General features: G+C 64.2%; 20 protein-coding genes. 14 read left to right on the forward strand and 6 right to left on the reverse strand.

Going from position 1 to position 18,623, the window contains the following annotated elements; translation table 11 throughout:
- The first annotated feature begins 33 nt into the window (after window positions 1–33).
- The 5 genes from PV762_RS23460 to PV762_RS23480 all read left to right on the forward strand — a co-directional run bounded on the left by PV762_RS23460 (window position 34) and on the right by PV762_RS23480 (window position 3,391).
- Complete coding sequence (locus PV762_RS23460) at window positions 34–906, forward strand: LysR family transcriptional regulator (RefSeq protein ID WP_421037404.1); 873 nt, start codon at window positions 34–36, stop codon at window positions 904–906.
- A gap of 153 nt (window positions 907–1,059) precedes the next feature.
- The gene (locus tag PV762_RS23465; RefSeq protein WP_421037405.1) at window positions 1,060–1,404 is read left to right on the forward strand and encodes a MoaF-related domain-containing protein; all 345 of its coding nucleotides are present in this window, start codon (window positions 1,060–1,062) and stop codon (window positions 1,402–1,404) included.
- Window positions 1,405–2,253 (forward strand): nuclear transport factor 2 family protein, encoded by an 849-nt coding sequence (locus tag PV762_RS23470; protein WP_421037407.1) that lies wholly within the window; start codon window positions 1,405–1,407, stop codon window positions 2,251–2,253.
- A 26-nt stretch (window positions 2,254–2,279) separates the two neighbouring features.
- Window positions 2,280–2,945 (forward strand): hydrolase, encoded by a 666-nt coding sequence (locus tag PV762_RS23475; protein ID WP_421037408.1) that lies wholly within the window; start codon window positions 2,280–2,282, stop codon window positions 2,943–2,945.
- Window positions 2,946–3,073: 128 nt separating this feature from the next.
- On the forward strand, window positions 3,074–3,391 hold the full coding sequence (locus PV762_RS23480) for a hypothetical protein (protein ID WP_421037409.1): 318 nt from the start codon (window positions 3,074–3,076) through the stop codon (window positions 3,389–3,391).
- A 13-nt stretch (window positions 3,392–3,404) separates the two neighbouring features.
- Here the strand turns inward: PV762_RS23480 and PV762_RS23485 are convergent, their stop codons facing one another.
- Window positions 3,405–4,295 carry a LysR family transcriptional regulator gene (locus PV762_RS23485; protein ID WP_421037410.1) on the reverse strand — a complete coding sequence of 297 codons (891 nt, stop codon included), beginning with the start codon at window positions 4,293–4,295 and terminating at the stop codon, window positions 3,405–3,407.
- Between the two features lie 79 nt (window positions 4,296–4,374).
- On the opposite strand from PV762_RS23485, the gene PV762_RS23490 reads away from it, so the two are divergent.
- The 9 genes from PV762_RS23490 (at window position 4,375) to PV762_RS23530 (ending at window position 14,420) form a co-directional block, all read left to right on the forward strand.
- The gene (locus tag PV762_RS23490; RefSeq protein WP_421037411.1) at window positions 4,375–5,250 is read left to right on the forward strand and encodes a helix-turn-helix domain-containing protein; all 876 of its coding nucleotides are present in this window, start codon (window positions 4,375–4,377) and stop codon (window positions 5,248–5,250) included.
- A gap of 328 nt (window positions 5,251–5,578) precedes the next feature.
- On the forward strand, window positions 5,579–7,360 hold the full coding sequence (locus PV762_RS23495) for a glycoside hydrolase family 16 protein (protein WP_421037412.1): 1,782 nt from the start codon (window positions 5,579–5,581) through the stop codon (window positions 7,358–7,360).
- A 239-nt stretch (window positions 7,361–7,599) separates the two neighbouring features.
- On the forward strand, window positions 7,600–7,887 hold the full coding sequence (locus tag PV762_RS23500) for a hypothetical protein (RefSeq protein WP_421037414.1): 288 nt from the start codon (window positions 7,600–7,602) through the stop codon (window positions 7,885–7,887).
- A 4-nt stretch (window positions 7,888–7,891) separates the two neighbouring features.
- Window positions 7,892–8,761: a DUF692 domain-containing protein gene (locus PV762_RS23505; RefSeq protein ID WP_421037415.1), complete on the forward strand. Its 870-nt coding sequence runs from the start codon at window positions 7,892–7,894 to the stop codon at window positions 8,759–8,761.
- Complete coding sequence (locus PV762_RS23510; RefSeq protein WP_421037417.1) at window positions 8,758–9,567, forward strand: DNA-binding domain-containing protein; 810 nt, start codon at window positions 8,758–8,760, stop codon at window positions 9,565–9,567. The genes PV762_RS23505 and PV762_RS23510 overlap by 4 nt, the downstream gene beginning before the upstream one ends.
- Before the next feature lie 236 nt (window positions 9,568–9,803).
- On the forward strand, window positions 9,804–10,823 hold the full coding sequence (gene dctP / locus PV762_RS23515; protein ID WP_421037419.1) for a TRAP transporter substrate-binding protein DctP: 1,020 nt from the start codon (window positions 9,804–9,806) through the stop codon (window positions 10,821–10,823).
- A 7-nt stretch (window positions 10,824–10,830) separates the two neighbouring features.
- A complete protein-coding gene (locus PV762_RS23520; protein WP_421037420.1) occupies window positions 10,831–11,403 on the forward strand; it encodes a TRAP transporter small permease in 573 nt (190 codons plus the stop codon).
- Window positions 11,400–12,761, forward strand: a complete 1,362-nt coding sequence (locus tag PV762_RS23525) for a TRAP transporter large permease (RefSeq protein ID WP_421037422.1) — start codon at window positions 11,400–11,402, stop codon at window positions 12,759–12,761. The genes PV762_RS23520 and PV762_RS23525 overlap by 4 nt, the downstream gene beginning before the upstream one ends.
- 585 nt (window positions 12,762–13,346) lie before the next feature.
- On the forward strand, window positions 13,347–14,420 hold the full coding sequence (locus PV762_RS23530; RefSeq protein ID WP_421037423.1) for an ImmA/IrrE family metallo-endopeptidase: 1,074 nt from the start codon (window positions 13,347–13,349) through the stop codon (window positions 14,418–14,420).
- 10 nt (window positions 14,421–14,430) lie between these two features.
- On the opposite strand, the gene PV762_RS23535 is transcribed toward PV762_RS23530, so the two are convergent.
- The 5 genes from PV762_RS23535 to PV762_RS23555 all read right to left on the reverse strand — a co-directional run bounded on the left by PV762_RS23535 (window position 14,431) and on the right by PV762_RS23555 (window position 18,393).
- Window positions 14,431–15,351 (reverse strand): hypothetical protein, encoded by a 921-nt coding sequence (locus PV762_RS23535; RefSeq protein WP_421037424.1) that lies wholly within the window; start codon window positions 15,349–15,351, stop codon window positions 14,431–14,433.
- Window positions 15,348–16,361, reverse strand: coding sequence for a thymidylate synthase (locus PV762_RS23540; protein WP_421037425.1), 1,014 nt, complete (start codon window positions 16,359–16,361; stop codon window positions 15,348–15,350). The genes PV762_RS23535 and PV762_RS23540 overlap by 4 nt, the downstream gene beginning before the upstream one ends.
- A 15-nt stretch (window positions 16,362–16,376) precedes the next feature.
- On the reverse strand, window positions 16,377–16,676 hold the full coding sequence (locus PV762_RS23545; RefSeq protein WP_421037426.1) for a DUF4031 domain-containing protein: 300 nt from the start codon (window positions 16,674–16,676) through the stop codon (window positions 16,377–16,379).
- A gap of 62 nt (window positions 16,677–16,738) precedes the next feature.
- Window positions 16,739–18,115 (reverse strand): HipA domain-containing protein, encoded by a 1,377-nt coding sequence (locus PV762_RS23550; RefSeq protein ID WP_421037427.1) that lies wholly within the window; start codon window positions 18,113–18,115, stop codon window positions 16,739–16,741.
- Window positions 18,112–18,393, reverse strand: a complete 282-nt coding sequence (locus PV762_RS23555) for a helix-turn-helix domain-containing protein (protein WP_421037428.1) — start codon at window positions 18,391–18,393, stop codon at window positions 18,112–18,114. Before PV762_RS23555 ends, PV762_RS23550 begins: the two co-directional genes overlap by 4 nt.
- Window positions 18,394–18,623 lie beyond the last annotated feature (230 nt).

Raw genomic sequence — 18,623 nt, forward strand, 5'->3', positions numbered from 1 at the left:
TGGGCCCGTTCGCGCCCACGGAGGAATCACGCGTTGGACATTGAAGAGTTCCAGACCTTTGTCGAGGTCGCCGACGCCGGCGGCGTGTCGCCCGCCGCGCGGCGACTGGGGGTCGCGAAGTCCGTGATCAGTCGCCGGCTTCAGCGCCTGGAGGCCCAGCTCGGCGCGCAGCTGCTGGCGAGAACGACGCGCGGCGCCGCGCTCACCGAAGCAGGGACGGCGTTCCGGGATTACGCCGCGCGCATCGTCGCCGAGTACGAAGCGGCCACCGATGCCATCCGTCCCGCCGGCGATCTGCGCGGCCGATTCCGCATCGCCGCGCCCATCTCCTTCGGACCGACGCACCTCGCGCCCGTGCTGGCGGAGATGGCGAAACGCCATCCCCAGCTGCATCTCCATGCCAATTACAGCGACCGCACCGTCGACCTGATCGGCGAGGGCTACGACTGCGGCATCCGCGTCGGGCATCTGCAGGATTCGGCGCTGATCGCGCGTCGCGTGGGCAGCATCCACGGCAAGCTCGTGGCCAGTCCGGCGTACGTGGCGGCGCACGGCGCGCCGGAGACGCCGGACGAGCTGCTGAACCATCAGTCCCTGATGCAGGGCACGGAGAGCTGGCGCTTCATGGACGGCGACAAGGCCATCACCGTCCATCCGCAAGGACGCTTCAAGGCCGACAACCCCATCGCGCTCGCCGCCGCGGCGGTCGCGGGCATCGGCCTGGGTTATCTGTCCGACACCGTCACCGACGAACACATCGAGCGGGGCGCGCTGGTGCCGGTGATGACGCGTTTCCCGCCGCAGCCCGCCGGCATCTATGTGATCCGCTCGCGGAGCCAGCACCCCACGCGAAAGATCCGGGCGTTGATTGAACTCCTCGTGGAGTGGCTGGATCCCTCCCACTGACGCGGATCGCCAGGAAACACCGCGCTTTCAGACTGCCCATCGCATCTTCAGACAGTGCATCGCTCCGGGTCGCTGGACATACTGGTCGCGCAATGACACGCGCCGTCCATTGCCGCGAAAGCGCCAGGCGTCATGGCCATCCGAGGAGACCTGATGCGATCCGAATACCCCGTCGCCGAGGCGACGGCCTATCCCGTGGGACTGGTCTTTGATGTGTCATTCAAGGCGTTCTCCGTCCGGCTGAGCGTGCTTGCGGCCGACAGGCTCCGGTTCGAGATCGCCGACGGTCCTTTCGCCAAGTCGGAAGAGGTCGCGATCGTCGCCACCCCGATCCGTCCGGGACTGTTCCTCGTGAGCTGGATCGAGCACAGCGGCGCAACGGTGGTGCACGTCGAGGACTTCGCGAGCGGACAGCTGCATTCGCAGGCCACGCTGCCGGACGGCACCTTCCTCCGCATGGCGGGACCGCTGCGCGTCGTCGACGCGGGGAGTCATTGAATGAGCGGCAACATCGAACACAACAAGGCGCTGGTCCTCGAAGCGATGACGGCCTTGTTCCAGCGCCGGGACGCCTCGGCGGTCGAGCGCCTGTACGCACCCGGCTACATCCAGCACAACCCGTCCATTCCTCAAGGACGCGAGGCGCTGGCCGGGCTGGTGGCGCAGCTCCCGTCCGATCTCTTCTATGAGCCCGGCCTGATGGTCGCGGAAGGCGCCTACGTCGCGATCCACGGCCGCATCCGCGGCTGGGCGCCGACGCCGCAGGTCGTGGTCGACCTCTTCCGCATCGAGAACGGCCTGCTGGCCGAGCACTGGGATGTGCTGCAGGACGAGGTCACCACCGACACCACGCAGTCGGGCCTCTCGATGTTCTCGCCGGACGAGCGCACGACGCAGCTGCAACGGCAGCCCACATCGATCGCTTCGCCGCAGGTCGGCATCGGCAGCTCCGCCGCCAACGCCAACGCCAATGTCGAAGCCGTCGACTACGACGGCCTGATGCAGGCCAACCTGACGCAGGTCTTCGGTGAGCGGGACGCCGGCAGGCGTCTGGTGGCGATCCGGGGCATCTACGCCGCCGACGCGCTGCTGAACGAGCCTCACGCGACGGTCCAGGGCCATGCGGCGATCAACGACGCCGTGTCGGCGCTGCTGGTCGAGCTGCCGCCCGACTTCGCGTTCCGTGCCCGGGGCAAGGCGATCGGGCATCACGGCATCGGCGTCCTGCAGTGGGCATCGGGCCCGCGCGACGGCGCGGTCGCGGTCACCGGCATGGACGTCGCCCGGTTCCAGGACGGACGCATCCAGTCCCTGTCCGTATTCCTCCATCCCTCTCCCGACGCGTGAGCGTCAGCACCTTCAAGGAGTTTTCCATGGCCAAGACCGGTCTCCCCGCGCTGCTTCGTCCCGAAGACAGCATCGTCGTCCTGATCGACCATCAGCCCTACCAGTTCGCGAATCTCCACAGCCATGAGCCGACGATGATCACCAACAACGTGATCGGCCTGGCCAAGGGCGCGAAGGTGTTCAATGTCCCGACCATCCTGACCACGGTGATCGAGGAGCGCGGCGGCTACCTGATCAAGGGGCTGCAGGACGTGTTCCCCGATCAGAAGCCGATCAACCGCACCTTCATCAACACCTGGGAGGACCCTGCGGTCACCGACATCGTGAAGAAGAGCGGCCGCAAGCAGCTGATCCTGGCCGCGCTGTGGACGGAAGTCTGTCTCGCGATGCCGGCCATCCAGGCGCTGGGCGAGGGCTACGACGTGTTCGTCGTCACCGACGCTTCCGGCGGCGTGTCGGCGGAGTCGCACGACATGGCCGTGCGCCGCCTGGTGCAGGCGGGCGCCGTGCCGATCACGTGGTTGGCGGTGGTCGCCGAATGGCAGCGCGACTGGGCGCGCGAGGCGACCGCGGTCCCGCTCACGGAAGTGATCCGCGACCACGGCGGCGCCAGCGGCATCGCCTACGCCTGGGAAGTCCAGCTGCTCGAATCGGCGGCCAAGGGCGCGAAGGCCGGCAAGGCTGGCGTGTAAGGGTCAGGCCTCGCCACCATCACCGTCATCGTGGGCGGGGATCTGCTTGTCGACGATCCGACCGACGGCACGGGTGACATCGGCTTCGGCGAGTAGGCGATCCGCGACCACTCACGAGAGGGAGCCGAATGCTCGACAAGAAGCAGTATCACGAGGTGCTCCTCGGCCTCAAGGCGATCGCCACCATCGAGGCGACGCACAAGAGGCTGACGAAGATCGAGACCCTGACGCAGGACGCGCAGCTCAAGGCCCTGCTGAAGCCTTGCCTGGAGCTGCAGCACAAGGCCTTCGTCGTGGCGCAGATCCGCAAACTGCAGGGGCAGAAGAGCCAGTTGAACCTGGGCGTGGCACCGTACCGGGAGCTGGCCGCCTACTGTGAGCGCTGCATCGCCTCGGCGACGCCCGAGTGGCAGATCATCGCGACGCAGAACGGCTGGAAACGCTGAGGCCCGTCGCCCGTCACCTTGTCGCCACGAGGTTGGGCGTCTGGTCGAAGTACTCGCGCAGCAGGTCGGTCAGCACGCGGATCTTGCGCGCGGGATGCGAGCCCGGCGCGCGCACCACGTAGGCGCCGGCCGTCCGCAGCGGGTAGTTCTCCATGATGGGCACCAGGGCGCCGGACGCGAGATGGCTGTGCGTGAGGCCGTCGGGCAGATACCCGATGCCCAGCCCCGCGACGGCTGCGGCCGCCAGCGCTGTCCCGTTGTCCGCCTTGAAGCGGCCTTGCGGACGCACCGTGACGATCTGGTCGCCCTCCATGAACTGCCAGCTCTCGGTGCCTTGCAGGAGCGCTTCATGCGACAGGAGTTCCGTGGGATTCGTGGGCGCGCCGTGCGCCGCGATGTAGTCGGGGCTCGCCACCAGCTTCGCGTGGATGGACCCGAAGCGCGTCGCGATGAGGTTGGAGTCCGGCAGGTAACCGACCCGGATCGCACAGTCGTAGCCCTGCGTGATGAGATCGGCGAACTGGTCGCTGTAGCAGGTCTGGATGTGCAGCTGCGGATGCCGGCGCGCCATCTCCGCCAGCACCGGCGCGAAGTGCGTCGGGCCGAAGGACAGCGGCGCGGTGACGCGCAGTCGCCCGCGCAGGTCGCCGGCCGGCAGGACCGTCTCCCGGGCGATGTCGAGTTCCGCGCAGATCCGGGCCGCGTAGTCCCGGAAGGTCAGCCCCGCTTCCGTGAGCGCCGCGCCGCGCGTGGTGCGCGCCAGCAGCTGCACGCCCAGGTCGGCCTCGAGCCGCGCGAGGCGCCGGCTGACGATGGATTTCGCGACCCCCAGGCGGAGCGCGGCGGGGGTGATCCCGCCCGCGTCCGCCACTTCCACGAAGGTTCTCAGCTCATCCATGTCCATGTCGCGTTCCTCGTTGTGCAACACAGCTGCACGCGCAGCAGGACTACCGTACCACGGGGAGGAATGCGAACATCTTTCGATGCCCAGCCCGCCGCCCGAGCTTCCCGAGAACCTGCTGGACCGGAGGACCGCCAGCCGCGCGTGGAACGGGGTGCAGGTCGATCTGACCGAGTTCACCTGCGCGGGGCGCGTGCTGCATCAGATGCCGCATGGGCCGGAGACGCGGCTGGGCGTCATCGTGGAAGAAGTGGGCCGCGGCCGTTGCGAGCCGCGCCTGAAGGCGGACACGCCGTGCCCGGTCGGCTACAAGCCGCGCCACATGCACTTCGCGCCGGCGGGGATGGAACTCTGGGGCTACTCGGCGGACGTCCGTTTCGTGAAGGAGGTGAGCCTGAGCTTCGACATGCCCGCGCTGTGCGAGCGACTGGAGATTCCCTCGGGAACGGGGCTGCTGGACGTGCCGCGACTGCGCTTCACCGATGACCGGGTCTGGGCGCTGGCGAAGCTGCTGGGCGATGCCGTCGAGGACACGGACCCCGGCGCCCAGCTCTACGGCGACTCGCTGATCGCGGCGATGGCGGCCCGCCTGCTGGAGCCGCCCAAGCACGCGGACAAGGCGGCGGCCGGGCTGTCACCGCAGCAATTGAGGGATGCGATCAGCTTCCTGGATTCGCAGTTGCCCGCGCGCGTGGCCCTGTCGACCCTGGCCGCCTTGGCGGGCCTGTCCCAGTCGCACTACAGCCGCGCCTTCAAGGTGTCCACGGGCGTGGCGCCCTATCAATGGCAGCTGCAGGCGCGCATCGAGCGCGCGAAGGCACTGCTCGTGGGCACCTCCAGCTCGCTGGAAGACGTGGCGGAAGCCACCGGTTTCGCGGACGCGGTGCACTTCGGCCGCACCTTCCGCAAGCTCACCGGCGCGACGCCCGCGGCCTGGCGCGTGGATCGGCTGACCTAGCGCGCCGGGCCGGCTGATCTGGCTTGGCGCGGTCTTCACGCGAGCAGCTGCTGATGGGACAGCCGGCCCTGCGCGGCAAGGCGGCGACGCGGATCTGGTGCCGCTCGTGCGTGGCGCTGTTCGTCCGGGCACACGCGCGCTGATCTGCTTTCAAGCCGTTTCAATCCAAAACCCCATTTTTCTGAAAGCGCTTTCAGAATCCGGATTTCTTGCCTAGGATGGTGGTCGCAGGAGACAAGTACGGACCGGACGAGCGACGACAGAGCGCTGGCCGGGCCGCGCCCATCGGTGCCCTGCAGCCACCATCGAAACCTCTTGGAGATCTGGAATGGGATTGCAGAACCGCTTTGCGGCGCAGGGACTCCTGCGCGCCACCGCGCTGGGCTTGTTGGTCACTGCCGCCGCGCAGGCCAATGCCAGCGTGACCAACCCGACCATCGGCCGCCTGCTGTGGTCGGAGGAATTCAACGGATCGGCGCTGAACGCCGCGACCTGGACGCCGTACGACGGCAACGGCTGCCAGATCAATCTCTGCGGCTACGGCAATGCCGAGCTGGAGTACTACAGCCCGAACAACCTCTCGATCGCGGACGTGCCGTTCGAGCCCGGGACGCGGGCGCTGGCGATCCGCGCGCTGCGTCAGACCGTCGGCAGCAACGAGTTCACCTCCGGGAAGATCGACTCCTTCAACAAGGTGCAGGTCAAGTACGGGATGATCGAGATCCGCATGGCGACGCCGCAGCTGCAGACGGGTCTGTGGCCGGCGGCGTGGCTGCTGGGCACCAGCCCGCAGGCCTGGCCGCGCAAGGGCGAGATCGACATCGCCGAGCTGGGCCACAAGTCGTCGGCCTGGGCCGCGGCGGGCGCGCCGGGACCGGACTACTTCGTCGGCGCCAACGTGATCACCTGGGCGGAAGCCGCCTGCGTGCCGGGCAATGAATCCTGCGCGGCCTCGACGGCGTGGCAGACCAAGAACTGGTACAAGCCGACGACCTCGTTCGCGAACCGCTTCGTCAAGTACCGCTTCTACTGGACCGAGAGCCAGATGCGCTTCACCGTCGTCGACAACGACGGCGAGCACGACATGTACAACCAGCCGCTGCCGGTGAACACCGAGGCCCTGCGTGCACCGTACTACTTCCTGCTGAACCTGGCGGTGGGCGGCAACTTCACCGACGCGGCGAACCCGTCGCAGGTGACGGCGCCGCTGCCGGGCACGATGTACGTGGACTACGTCCGCGTGTACGAGCTCGACGGCAAGGGCGAGGTGAAGCTGGGCAACCAGACCGTGCCGGAAGCGGCCGGCAAGTTCGGCGTGTTCACGGACAACACGGCGATCACCAACAAGCTGGTGGCGGGCACCACGTCCGACATCTTCCTGTGGAACGGCGCGTCGACCGGCGCGGGCAACATCCAGCCGGCCGAGGGCACCAACGTCATCGCATGGAGCTACAACACGCCGGGGCAGTGGTTCGGCGGCGGCATCCAGGCGCGTCAGCTGCGTGACCTGACGAACTACCGCAACGGCAACCTGAAGTTCCGCATCAAGATCCCGGCGAACGTGTCGTTCAACATTGGCATCGGCGATACCTACACCAACCAGAACTGGGTGAACTTCCCGGCGAACACGACGGCCTTCGGCCTGGTGCGCAACGGCGAGTGGGCGACGGCGACGGTGCCGATCTCGACGCTGATCGGACCGAAGGTCGCGCTGCAGTCGATCGCGGACATCTTCATGTTCTCGGGCGACAACACCAAGCTGCCGGCGCAGGCCTTCCAGTTCGCGATCGACGACGTGTACTGGGACACGGGCACGACGACGCCGACCGATCCGAATCCGCCGACCACCCCGACGACCCCGGACGGCATCAGCCAGCCGACGGCGACCACGGTGAAGTTCTCGCAAGGGACGGGCACCTGGGCCGACGTGCACTACACGGTCAACGGCGGCGGCCAGCTGAACGTGCGCATGCTCAAGGAAGGCAGCGGCAACGCCTACACGGTGTCAGGTCTGAAGAAGGGCGACATCGTGCGCTTCAACTTCACGTACTGGGACCCGGCGCGCAACGGCGCGTACGACACGGCTCAACAGAGCTACACGCTGAAGTGAGCTGAAGTGAGCGCTTGAACGGGGCGCGCCGGAACTCTCCGGGGCGCTCCCTTCGACAGAGGTCTTGTCGCAAAGCCGCCTCCGGGCGGCTTTGTCATTGGGCGCGGGGTGGTCGCACGGCGTGGCGAAGAAAATTCTTGGCGCGCTGTAACCTCTGCGCCCGCTGCTGCGAATAGAAGGGTGCGGAACGCGCAGGAGCGCTCCGCTTCATCAACCTGAACCTTCTTTCGGAGTGCCCCATGATCAGCAAGACCCAATCCGCCGCCCTGGCCGCCGCCGCCGCGATGTTCGCCCTGTCCGTCCAGGCGGCGCCCGCCCCCCAGGGCAGCAGCGGCCTGGCCGTGGCTGCCAGCGACAAGGTGCACTGCTACGGCGTGCACGAGTGCAAGGGCAACGCGGACTGCAAGACCACGGAAAACGCCTGCAAGGGCCAGAACGCCTGCAAGGGCCACAGCTTCAAGGGCATGACCGCGGCGTCGTGCCTGAGCGCCGGCGGCACGATCGGCGATCTGGCCGCGAAGAAGTAAGCCTGTGGCGCCCGGACCCGCATCGCGCGTCGCGCGGACCAGCCCGGGCTTCGGCCTGGGGCTGCGCAGCACGCACTATCGAGACTTCCTCGAAGCGCCCCAGCCGGTCGACTGGCTGGAGGTGATCTCGGAGAACTACCTCGTGCCTGGCGGCAAGCCCTTGGCGATGCTGGACGGCATCCGCGCGACGTATCCGATGGTGATGCATGGCGTTTCGATGAACCTGGGCGCCGTGGCGGGCCTGGACGCGGACTACCTGCGGCAGCTGGCGTCGCTGGCCCGTCGCGTGGAGCCGCTCTGGGTGTCCGATCACCTGTGCTGGACCGGCGCCCACGGCCGCAACCTGCACGACCTGCTCCCCTTGCCCTACACCGAGGAGGCCCTGCGGGTGGTGGTGCGCAACATCGGTCAGGCGCAGGACGCGCTGGGCCGCAGGCTGGTGGTCGAGAACGTCTCCAGCTATCTGGACTACGCGGACTCCAGCCTGACGGAAGCGCAGTTCGTGGCCGAGGTGGCGCGACGTGCCGACTGCCTGCTGCTGGTCGACGTGAACAACATCCATGTGAGCGCCGTGAATCACGGATTCGATGCGCTCGCCTACCTCGATGCCTTGCCCGCGGAACGCGTGCAGCAGATCCACGTCGCCGGTCACAGCGACCACGGCGACCATCTGATCGACACGCACGACCAGCCGGTGGCCGAGCCGGTCTGGCAGCTGTACGCCGAGGCCCTCCGACGATTCGGCCCGGTGGCGACGATGATCGAACGGGACGACCACATTCCGCCGCTGTCGGGACTGCTGGAGGAACTCGACCAGGCCCGCGCGATCACCGCGACCCTCTGGCCTGGCGAAGGCGAAAGGAAGGCCGCATGAACACCTTCGAGTCGCCGCTTCAGCCGCTACAGCCGCTTCAGCCTGTTCAGCTCATTGACCTGCAGCAGTCGCTGCAGGCCTACCTGATCGGGCAACCCAGTCTGATCGACACGAGGCTGCGCCGGGGTCCCGGCATCGCCGCGGAGCGGCGCCTGTCCATCTACCACCATGCTTATCGCGCGCGGCTGCACGAGACGCTGGCGGACAGCCATGGGCATACGCGGAGATACCTCGGCGACGACTGGTTCGAGCGTGACGCGCTGGCCTTCATCGAGGGCCACGGGTCACAACATTTCAGTCTGCGCTGGTATGGCGCGGACTTCGCCGAGTGGCTGTCGCAGCGATGGCCGGACGATGGCGAGATCGCCGAACTGGCCGCGCTGGACTGGGCGCTGCGGAGCGCCTTCGACGCCGCCGATGCGAAGACGCTCACGATGGACGACCTCGCGTCGCTGGCGCCCGAGGACTGGGCCGAACTGCGACTCCATCTGCCGCCCAGCTATGCGCGCCTGAAGCAGTCCTTCAACACGCTGTCGCTATGGCAGGCGCTCGATGGCGACGAGACGCCGCCGGCCGCGCAGCCGCTGACGGCGCCGCTGGACCTGCTGATCTGGCGGCGCGGCCATTCGCCGCATTTCAGAAGCCTGAGCCCGCTGGAGGCTCAAGCGCTGGACGCACTGGCAGCGGGTCGCACGTTCGCCGAAACATGTGCGGTCCTCGCCGAAGCGCAGCCCGAGCTGAACGTCGCCGCGGAGATGGGCATGCTGCTGCGTCGCTGGGTGGATGAGGAACTGCTCGTTCGTTGAGGGCGCTCAAAGTCGATCAGCACGCTGACGTTAAGACGGCGTGAAAGAAGCGGGGCCTCGCGGGATGCGAGGCTTTTTTTTGTGTGCTTCGTGGGTGCGCTTCGGGTGGGTCTCAGGGTTAGCCCCCGATCCTTCCGTCAGAGGTAAAGGTCGCAACGCCAGGTTGATTGATCGGGTCGGGTGCCGCTTTGACACTCCGCCGCAAACCGCCACCCATGGCGGACCTGGAGACAAGCATGACCCTGACTCGACGCCAGTTGATGGGTGCCGCCGCCGGCACTGCCGCAGCCGTCTGGCTGCCCACCGCGCACGCCCAAGCAAGCGCGCTGAAGATCTCCCACCAGTTCCCCAGCGGCACGCTGACCGAGGGCGACTTCCGCGACCGCCTGTGCCGTCGTTTCGCCGCGGAGGTGGAGAAGCGCTCCGGCGGCGCGCTCAAGGCGGCGGTCTATCCGGGCTCGTCGCTGATGAAGACCAACGCCCAGTTCTCGGCGCTGCGCAAGGGCGCGCTGGACATGAGCCTGGTGCCGCTGTCCTATGCCGGCGGCGAGGTGGGCGAGACCAATGCGGGACTGATGCCGGCGCTGGTGCCCAGCTACGAGCAGGGCGCAGCCTGGAAGACGGCGGAGGTCGGCAAGCTGCTGTCCAAGGTGCTGGACGACAAGGGCGTGATGATCGTCAGTTGGGTCTGGCAGGCCGGCGGCGTGGCCAGCCGCGCGCGGCCGCTGGTGACGCCGGACGATGCCAAGGGCCTGAAGGTCCGCGGCGGCAGCCGCGAGATGGACATGATGCTGAAGCAGGCCGGCGCGTCGGTCATCACGCTGCCGTCCAACGAGATCTACGCGGCGATGCAGACCGGCGCGATGGATGCGGCGATGACCTCGTCGACCAGCTTCATCTCCTTCAAGCTGGAGGAGATCGCCAAGCACCTGACCTCGGGACGCGAGCGCACCTACTGGTTCATGCTGGAGCCGCTGATGATCTCCAAGGAGGTCTTCAACAAGCTGCCGAAGGCGCAGCAGGACATCGTGATGGGTGTGGGCGCGGAGCTGGAAGTGTTCGCCCGGGATGCGGCGAAGGCCGATGACAAGGCGGCGGCCGCGATCTATGCGAAGGCCGGGGCCAAGGTCTACGACATGGACGAGGCGACGCTGAAGAAGTGGCAGGCCATCGCGCGCGACACCGCGTGGAAGGACTTCGCCGACAAGAACGAGTCCTGCGCGGCCATCCTGAAGGCCGCCCAGAAGCTGCTGTGAGGACGGGATGAGCCACGGCTTTGAACTGAAGCCGGCGGTGGCCGGCATCGACCCCGACACGCCGGCGGTGCTGATGCCGCTGGCGCGGCTGCTGCACTTCTTCAACCACGCGATGGTGGTGCTGGGCATGGTGGCCTTGCTGGTCGCGTCCTGCGTGCTGACGTACAGCGTCGTGTCGCGCTATGTGATGAAGGCCTCCACCGACTGGCAGGACGAGGCGGCGGTGTTCTGCCTCGTCGGCGCGACTTTCATGTGCGGTGCGTTCGTGCAGTCGCTGCGCGGGCATGTCGGCATCGAGGCGATGGCGGGGCTGCTGCCGCGGGCGGTCAACCGGCTTCGCCTGGCGCTGGTGGACCTGATGTGCACGGCGTTCTGCGCCTTCTTCGCGTGGAAGTCGTGGACGCTGTTCCACGAGGCCTGGGTGGAGGGGCAGACGACGTCGTCGTCCTGGGCGCCGCCGCTGTGGATCCCCTACGGTCTGATGGCCGCGGGCATGACGCTGCTGAGCCTGCAACTGCTGGTGCAACTCATCGCCCGCATCAACGGGCTGTTCAAACCTCACCAAGGAGCGGCGGCATGAGCATGCTCGTCCTCGGCTCGCTGTTCGGGATCGTCACCCTGCTGTTCATGTTCTCGGGCGCACCGATCGCGTTCGCGCTCGGCAGCGTGGCGGTGCTGTTCATGGCGCTGTTCATGCCGGCGTCCGCGCTGGACACGGTCACGCAGAACGTCTACGAGGAGATGGCCAGCATCACGCTGCTCTCCATTCCGTTGTTCATCCTGAAGGGCGCGGCGATCGGGAAGTCGAGAGCGGGGCAGGACCTGTACGCGGCGATGCACGTCTGGATGGGGCGCATCCCCGGCGGACTGGGCATCGCGAATGTCTTCGCCTGCGCGCTGTTCGCGGCGATGGCGGGCTCCAGCCCGGCGACGTGCTCGGCGATCGGCAGCGCTGGTATTCCGGAGATGCGCAAGCGTGGGTACTCGCCGGGTTTCGCGGCCGGCATCATCGCGGCCGGCGGGACCTTGGGCATCCTGCTGCCGCCGTCGATCACGATGATCCTGTACGCGGTGGCGGCGGAGCAGTCGCTGGGCCGGTTGTTCCTCGCGGGCATTGCGCCGGGCTTGCTGTTGGTGGCGCTGTTCGCCGTCTACGCGGCGCTGCGCTACCGCAAGGAATACGCGCTGGCCGAGGCCGAATTCAATCGGACGGGGGCCGCCTCGGCGTTGCTGTCGAAGGAGACCTTCACCACGCGTCAGAAGTTCGAGATGCTGCCTCGCGTCGTGCCCTTCGTGCTGCTGCTGATCGGCGTGATGGTGGCGCTGTACGGCGGCTTCGCGACGCCGTCGGAGACGGCGGGTCTCGGCGCGCTGCTGGCGCTGGCGTTGATCGCCGGCATCTACGGCGTCTGGCGGCCGCGTGATGTGGCGCCCATCCTCACGTCGACCTTGAAGGAGTCGACCATGCTGATGTTCATCATCGGCATGTCGCTGCTGTTCTCGTACGTGATGAGCTACCTGCACATCAGCCAGGCGGTGGCGGAGTGGATCGTCGGCATGCACCTGTCCAAGTGGGTGCTGCTCGCCGCGGTGCTGCTGATGGTCATCCTGCTGGGGTTCTTCCTGCCGCCGGTGAGCATCATCCTGATGACGGCGCCAATCATCCTGCCGCCGCTGAAGGCAGCAGGGTTCGATCTGATCTGGTTCGGGATCCTGATGACGATCGTGATGGAGACGGGGCTGATTCACCCGCCGGTGGGGTTGAACATCTTCGTGATCAAGAACATCGCGCCGGATATCGACTTGCGGGACATCATCTGGGGGGTCTTGCCGTTTGTCGTCCTCATGCTGCTGGCAGTGCTGTTGATCTGCATCTTCCCGAGCATCGCGACGGGGTTGCCGGATTTGGTGATGGGGAAGGTGGCCATACCGCACTGATCGCTCGGAAATTGAATGAGAGTTTGAGGTCCGCGAGTGGTGGTCGGCAGCTGCGCCCAGCACGCAGTCAAGCGGGGTTTCCGCAGCCGTTGAGCGCGGCGCCGTCCGCGCGCGCTTGGTCCCTCGACTTCTCGCACCGCAAGATCGGTTGCAGACGATAAGAGCATTGTGTTGGCGGGGCAGGTCTTGAGCCGGAAGCACGTGTTGTTGTCGATGTTCGCGCCGGTGCGCGAACATCGCTCACAATTCAGGCTCTATGCCGCTTGAGATAGCCTTTCTGACGAGAGAGTTGCGCACCGCCTGTGAAAGTCCAGCGAGGGCCAAGCGGGAGCTTGGAGAGTCGGGTAGCAGGGCGTTGCGAAGAGTCCTGGCTGATATGAATGCGGTCGAAACCGTCGCAGAACTGTTTGAGATGGGATTGGGAATTGAGAATTGCGCGCAGGAGCACGGGATGCTACGGTTTGAGTTGAGTGGCGGGCGAAGCCTCTACTGCAGCGCAAACCACCAGCGTATGCCAATGAACGGCGAAGCGATTGACTGGACTAGCGTGACGAGGCTCAAGATCGTTTGCTTCGGGAGCGACAAGTGACCCTGTCGGCTGAATTTTCTCCAGCTTGGGCATCACCCCCAGGAGAGACCGTCCGCGAAATGGCGCAGAAAAAGGGCCTAACGCAAGCCAATGTCGCTAGCGCTATTGGCGTTTCAGAACACGATCTTTCTCGGATGTTGGATGGAGAGCTGCCTATAACCGAAGCGCGAGCCGAGAGGCTCTCCGCGTATATCGGAGCCAGCCCAAAGTTCTGGCTGACGCGAGAGGCTCAATACCGCAGCGCTCTCCAGGCCATTCAGGACGACAGCCGGATGTGGGTCTCGAGCCTTCCTTTTGCCGACATGGCGAAGTTCGGTTGGCTTGAGGCTGCCAGTACTCCAGCGGAGAAGCTTCGCCATGCATTTGACTTCTTCGATGTGTCGAGTGTTGATGAGTGGCGGGATGCTTGGCTCTCGGAGCGAGCAGGCCTGACGGCATACAGAACGTCCCCGGTGTTCGGCATGCAGGCCGCCGCCGCCGCCGCTTGGCTCCGACAAGGCGAATTGGCCGCTGCTCACATGCAATCAGAACCCTGGTCACGAGAGCACTTCGAGCGACTGTTGCCGGATCTGAAGTCACTAACCAGGGTAGAGAGACCCTCAGATTTCATTCCGCAGCTTCAGCAGAAGTGCGCTCGTTGCGGCGTTGCTGTAGTGCTGATTCGAGCTCCCAAAGGATGCCCGGCGAGCGGTGCGACCAGAGTCCGAAATGGGCAAGCGATTCTTCAACTCAGTGCGCGATATTTGCGGGACGACAGTTTCTGGTTCACGTTCTTCCACGAGGCGGCTCATCTGATTCTTCACGAGGATCGGTTGTTCTTGGAGTGGTCAGAGGACCAGCAGCTCGATCAGAGGGAAGAAATAGAGGCTAACGAGTTTGCGGAGCGGTTCCTGATTCCTCCTTCTCAGGAAGCAGCATTACGATCGCTCCCTCATGAGTACAAGAGCATCATGAGGTTCGCACGTAATCTCTCCATTTCACCCGGCATTGTGGTTGGCCAGCTCCAGCATCGAGGACTGGTTCCACGCGAAAAGCTCAACTTCCTGAAGAAGCGCTATACCTGGGAGTGATCGATGCCTGCTACCCCCGGAATGGAAGATACCGATTGGGGCTTTTTTGCCAGTTGCACATCGCATCTTCCATGACCTGCATGCCCACGCCAAGATGCTTTTCCAGTGCTGCAACGCGCGTCTCCAGAATCCGAGCGCCGGTGTTGGAATCGATCTGACCGTCGAACAGAAGACGTGCGCCTTTCTTCGGGCCCGTGGCCTCGTTCATGTAGGTTGAGTCGGCATCGATAGGCGCGAGTCCGATCTTGGCAAGCATGGTTAGGTAATCAAATCGCCCGGTGCGTCCGAAGCTCATAACGGCAGCCATTGAGTCATAGAGCAATGAAAAGGCTTGTCGCGGGTTGCCCTTGGCCTGTGCCAGCGCATCGGCAATCATCTTGTCATGTGACCCGTGCGCCTTGACCCAATCAACGTAGGTCTTGACGACCACTGCGGTGCCGCGCCGACCTACCTTGAGTGATTCATATTTTCGGTGATTGCCGAACTTTCCAAGAATCGAGATTCGATTGTCTTCAAGCCAATCGCCATACGCCTCTGGATCGGCTGCAACGCGGGCCCAAGACCAGGGCGCAGCCTCGTAAGCGCCGTACAGTTCTCGTGCTAGTAGCCACTCGGTTCGCAGATTCCTACCGCAGTGAGTAGCGAGGAAGGTTAGCCAGTACGCTTCTTCACGCTGTTCTCTCATCATGAGCACTGCTGCCTTGATGGGGTCGAACAGCTCGCTCTTCGGATCGGCGCGTAGGTGGCTGATATGTCGTCCCCTGATCGTGTGCACGTAGTCGACTCTCTGGATGCTGTCGATGAGCTGCGCCACGAATGCTAGGAGGTTCTCTACGGGGACGATGCCGGTCAGGGGCATTTGTTCCCGATGGAATAGCATCAATTGCGTTTCGAGTTCTTGCGATCGACGCGTCTTCTCATGGCCTTTCATGTCGATCCCTTGGTTGAGGCTGGCTGTTCATCGAAGAACGACAGCTGGTCCTTTTCGGTGGTGAGCTTGTAGCGCTTCTTGATGTACGTCGAATAGACGTCATCGTTGAGGCGTCGTCTCAACCGTCTGATCTCGTTCTGGTTGTTGGGCGTTTGACCAGCCTTGTAGATTGAAAGCAAGTCGGCCAAATCTGCCCAGTAAGGATCCATGGAGTCATTGGGATTCGCTGCAACGCCGTGACCTGTACGCACCTGCCTCTCGAATCTGACGAGACTCTTAACCGCCTTCCACGGATCTCCATGTGGCATTGGAGGCATCGGACGACGAAGTTGCCAGCCTTCGCCCAAGTATCTGAACGCCTTTTCGTGGTGCTCCTCGTACAAGTGCAGACTACCTACAGAGTGCTTGTATTCGCCCAATTCGATGTCCAGTGATCTAGCGACCAGTTCCTGAAGCATCGTGAAGGTGAACACGTCATGCGGCAGGCCGAGCCAAGCGTCGTTGGAGCGCATGGACGTCATCATGTGTAGCCGGTCGCCGCGCACTAAAAACTGCAGCGTACAGGTGCAAGGAATGTCTAGATGGGGTTCGAGCGTGTCAGTGCGATCGAACAGTTGCAGCACGGCTTGTCGCGAATCGCGCTTGTCCTTCAGCAGCTGAATGACGCGGTCAACTTGGTCATCCGGGCGCTTGCCGAAGAGACGTGGCCCATAGGCTCCGTGGATGGTCTTCTTGTCGTCGGAGAAGTCGCCGTAGTGTGGGATGTAGTGCGTAATGAAATCCAGCCGATTGCTCCCGGCGAGAATCCAAAGCAGCTCACCCAGGCAACTAAAGAGGATGCCTCGCGACTCAGATCTGCTCAAACGTACTCTCGGCGCAGAGAGCTTCAGGAGCGTGCCGCTGATCTCTCGCGCTGGTCCTTTGGTGGGCTTGATGGCCGTGCCCCGCGTGAGAATCTGCTTGTAAACCTTGAACAGCAGGTCGTCGAGTGAGTCGGCCGTAACGTACACGACGTTCTCGCCGCTTTATGCGAAGAGACAAAGCTGAGAGCATTCGGCCGTCTCCTCCTCGCGGTTGGACTGAATGACTCTTCGGCCAATCTGGACGGCTTCTCTAGCTGTAATGGCTACCGCGCCATTGTCAAGCGCGCGCTCGCGTTGACTAGCTGTGACGTCGTAGTGGGGGTGGCGCGCACCGCGATGAAAGGCGCGCGCAGGCACGCCAATACTGGCCGCGAATCCGTGTAATTCCTGGATGCTGTCCGCCATGAGGTGGAACCACGCATATCCGTGCTTCTGGACCTCGGCGTCGTCAACGTACACCACTTTTTTATCTCCCCTTGGCGGAATTTAGCACGCGCAATGAGGATTGAGGTGATGGCCTCGGGTTAACTAGATGTCTGCGGCGACACGGTCGGGCGAGCGAGCGCCTCCTTGCGAGTGAGCTTGCCCGCCATCGTCGGAATGACGATAAAGCGAAGGCTCCGCACGAACCTCGATTCGCCACCCGCATTCACTTTCGCGCCCTCCGGCATATTCGCGTGCACTCGCGCCATGGCCTTCTCTGCGAGGTCGAGCAGGTTTCCGGATTTGTCGACGACCTCGCTCACGATGCGCTCGGCGGTGCGAGCGCTTAGCCCCAATTCAACGCCGGCTTTTATGACGATGTCGCGATTGATGTCGTGGAAGGTCTTCGCGCCGTCGACTGGAATGGTCATCCGCACATGCGGCCAGATCGCGTCTTCGTCTGCGACGGCCTTCGTGTAGAAGTAGCCTGTCGCAATCAAGTCGTAGTGCGGAGCGAGCTCGATGCCCACATCGGAAACGAAGAATGACAGGTTCTTCAGGTGGTTATCGTCGTTGGCGATGAGGATGTTGAAGACGAGCCAGCGGAAGAGTGCCGCACGCGTCTTTGCCTTGTTGGTGGTCGCCGCAATGATGTCCTTCAACGCGGCGATGCCAGCGCCTGAATGCTTGTAGAGCCGACTCTTGTTCAGCAACTGGCAGGCGTCGATGATGTGCAGGCGGTCCACGCTAAGTTCGGGTACGCCTGAGTCGCTCAGCCCGCGCTTCACCACCCGACGATCAAAACGCTGAATGATGTAGACCGGCTCTGGCACGTATCGGATGTCGACGTTCGGAACGTCGAGCTTCGCCTCGCCGGCCATGAGCATCGTCAGGTATTCATTCATCACCGAAGCCGGATAGGTGTTCGGGTCCGGATGACTCGGCTTCAGGATGTGCGTCGATGCTGTGGCGCCTTCGGGCTCGTAGAGCTTTCCGTCAACATAGGTGACAAGCATCTTGTGCTGCGCACCCGCAAGCGACATCCGTTTCGGCGCCTGGTGGGTGAGCGTCTCCCTCGGAATGTTGGCGATGCGCTTGTTCAACTCCTCGTCGGACAGCGGGCGCAACTCGCGTGCTTGCGGCAGCGGCTCATTCGGCGGAAGCAGTGTGAGCGAGCCCGCGGACTCCGCGCCCAGGTATTCCAGGAGCCCGAAGGCATCCTCGCCCTTGATCTGCGCCTCTTTGCTGATGGCTTCTCGAAGTCGCTCTTCCGGAAGCAGGTTGTCGAAGAACCACTGGACGGGGCGGGTCGTGCCTCCGTCGACGATGGGCTCTTTCGAGCGAGGCAGGCCGGGCGCCAAGGCAAAGCCGTCGGGCGCGTCGACCCATGCCGGGTCGTATTGAAGCGTCCAGATGTCGTCGCCCTCGAAGAGCTCTCCGATCAGACGCGTTCCGATGAAGATGTTCAGACTCCTCATGGGCTCTTCTTCTTTTCGCTTGTTCGCTGCGTTTCGAGCTTCTGCAAGATCGGCTCGACCGCATCAGGGAGGTTGATAGTCAAGGTGATGCCCAGCTCGTCGAGCAACTGGAGCAACTTGCCGAACTGCATGGTTGCCTTGCCTCGCTCCGCGTCCACTGCAAACTGCTTGCTGACGTTGGCCATCCCGGCAAGGTCGTCCTGGCGCACCTTCGAGTGCTTCCGCACGGCTCGGATGACGGAGCCCAGTTCTTCCGGGGATCTGATGGAACGCTTCATCGCTTGCTCAATTTATGCCTACGCTCGTAGACATTATTGGCATTCGCAGGGTTCAGATCAAGAAAATTCCTGCGCTCGTAGGCATTTGGCGCTTTGATCGACTGGATGGCGGTGAAAAGTCTAGGCTCGTAGGCATTCGAGCCAAAATACAAGTCGTAAATCAAAAAAGTCTTCGCTCGTAGACTTTTGTGAAATCTAGAGCAAATCGACTGCTTCGACTTCACAACCTT

Origin of the sequence: Mitsuaria sp. CC2 (assembly GCF_048957715.1) — a bacterium.
Taxonomy (GTDB): Bacteria; Pseudomonadota; Gammaproteobacteria; order Burkholderiales; family Burkholderiaceae_C; genus Roseateles.

Excerpts from the sequence above, each read along its gene's own strand:
- PV762_RS23465 (WP_421037405.1), top strand. The coding sequence starts at position 1,060 with ATGCGATCCGAATACCCCGTCGCCGAGGCGACGGCCTATCCCGTGGGA.
- PV762_RS23470 (WP_421037407.1), top strand. The coding sequence starts at position 1,405 with ATGAGCGGCAACATCGAACACAACAAGGCGCTGGTCCTCGAAGCGATG.
- PV762_RS23475 (WP_421037408.1), top strand. The coding sequence starts at position 2,280 with ATGGCCAAGACCGGTCTCCCCGCGCTGCTTCGTCCCGAAGACAGCATC.
- PV762_RS23480 (WP_421037409.1), top strand. The coding sequence starts at position 3,074 with ATGCTCGACAAGAAGCAGTATCACGAGGTGCTCCTCGGCCTCAAGGCG.
- PV762_RS23485 (WP_421037410.1), bottom strand. The coding sequence starts at position 4,295 with ATGGACATGGATGAGCTGAGAACCTTCGTGGAAGTGGCGGACGCGGGC.
- PV762_RS23490 (WP_421037411.1), top strand. The coding sequence starts at position 4,375 with ATGCCCAGCCCGCCGCCCGAGCTTCCCGAGAACCTGCTGGACCGGAGG.
- PV762_RS23495 (WP_421037412.1), top strand. The coding sequence starts at position 5,579 with ATGGGATTGCAGAACCGCTTTGCGGCGCAGGGACTCCTGCGCGCCACC.
- PV762_RS23500 (WP_421037414.1), top strand. The coding sequence starts at position 7,600 with ATGATCAGCAAGACCCAATCCGCCGCCCTGGCCGCCGCCGCCGCGATG.
- PV762_RS23510 (WP_421037417.1), top strand. The coding sequence starts at position 8,758 with ATGAACACCTTCGAGTCGCCGCTTCAGCCGCTACAGCCGCTTCAGCCT.
- dctP (WP_421037419.1), top strand. The coding sequence starts at position 9,804 with ATGACCCTGACTCGACGCCAGTTGATGGGTGCCGCCGCCGGCACTGCC.
- PV762_RS23520 (WP_421037420.1), top strand. The coding sequence starts at position 10,831 with ATGAGCCACGGCTTTGAACTGAAGCCGGCGGTGGCCGGCATCGACCCC.
- PV762_RS23525 (WP_421037422.1), top strand. The coding sequence starts at position 11,400 with ATGAGCATGCTCGTCCTCGGCTCGCTGTTCGGGATCGTCACCCTGCTG.
- PV762_RS23535 (WP_421037424.1), bottom strand. The coding sequence starts at position 15,351 with ATGAAAGGCCATGAGAAGACGCGTCGATCGCAAGAACTCGAAACGCAA.
- PV762_RS23550 (WP_421037427.1), bottom strand. The coding sequence starts at position 18,115 with ATGAGGAGTCTGAACATCTTCATCGGAACGCGTCTGATCGGAGAGCTC.
- PV762_RS23555 (WP_421037428.1), bottom strand. The coding sequence starts at position 18,393 with ATGAAGCGTTCCATCAGATCCCCGGAAGAACTGGGCTCCGTCATCCGA.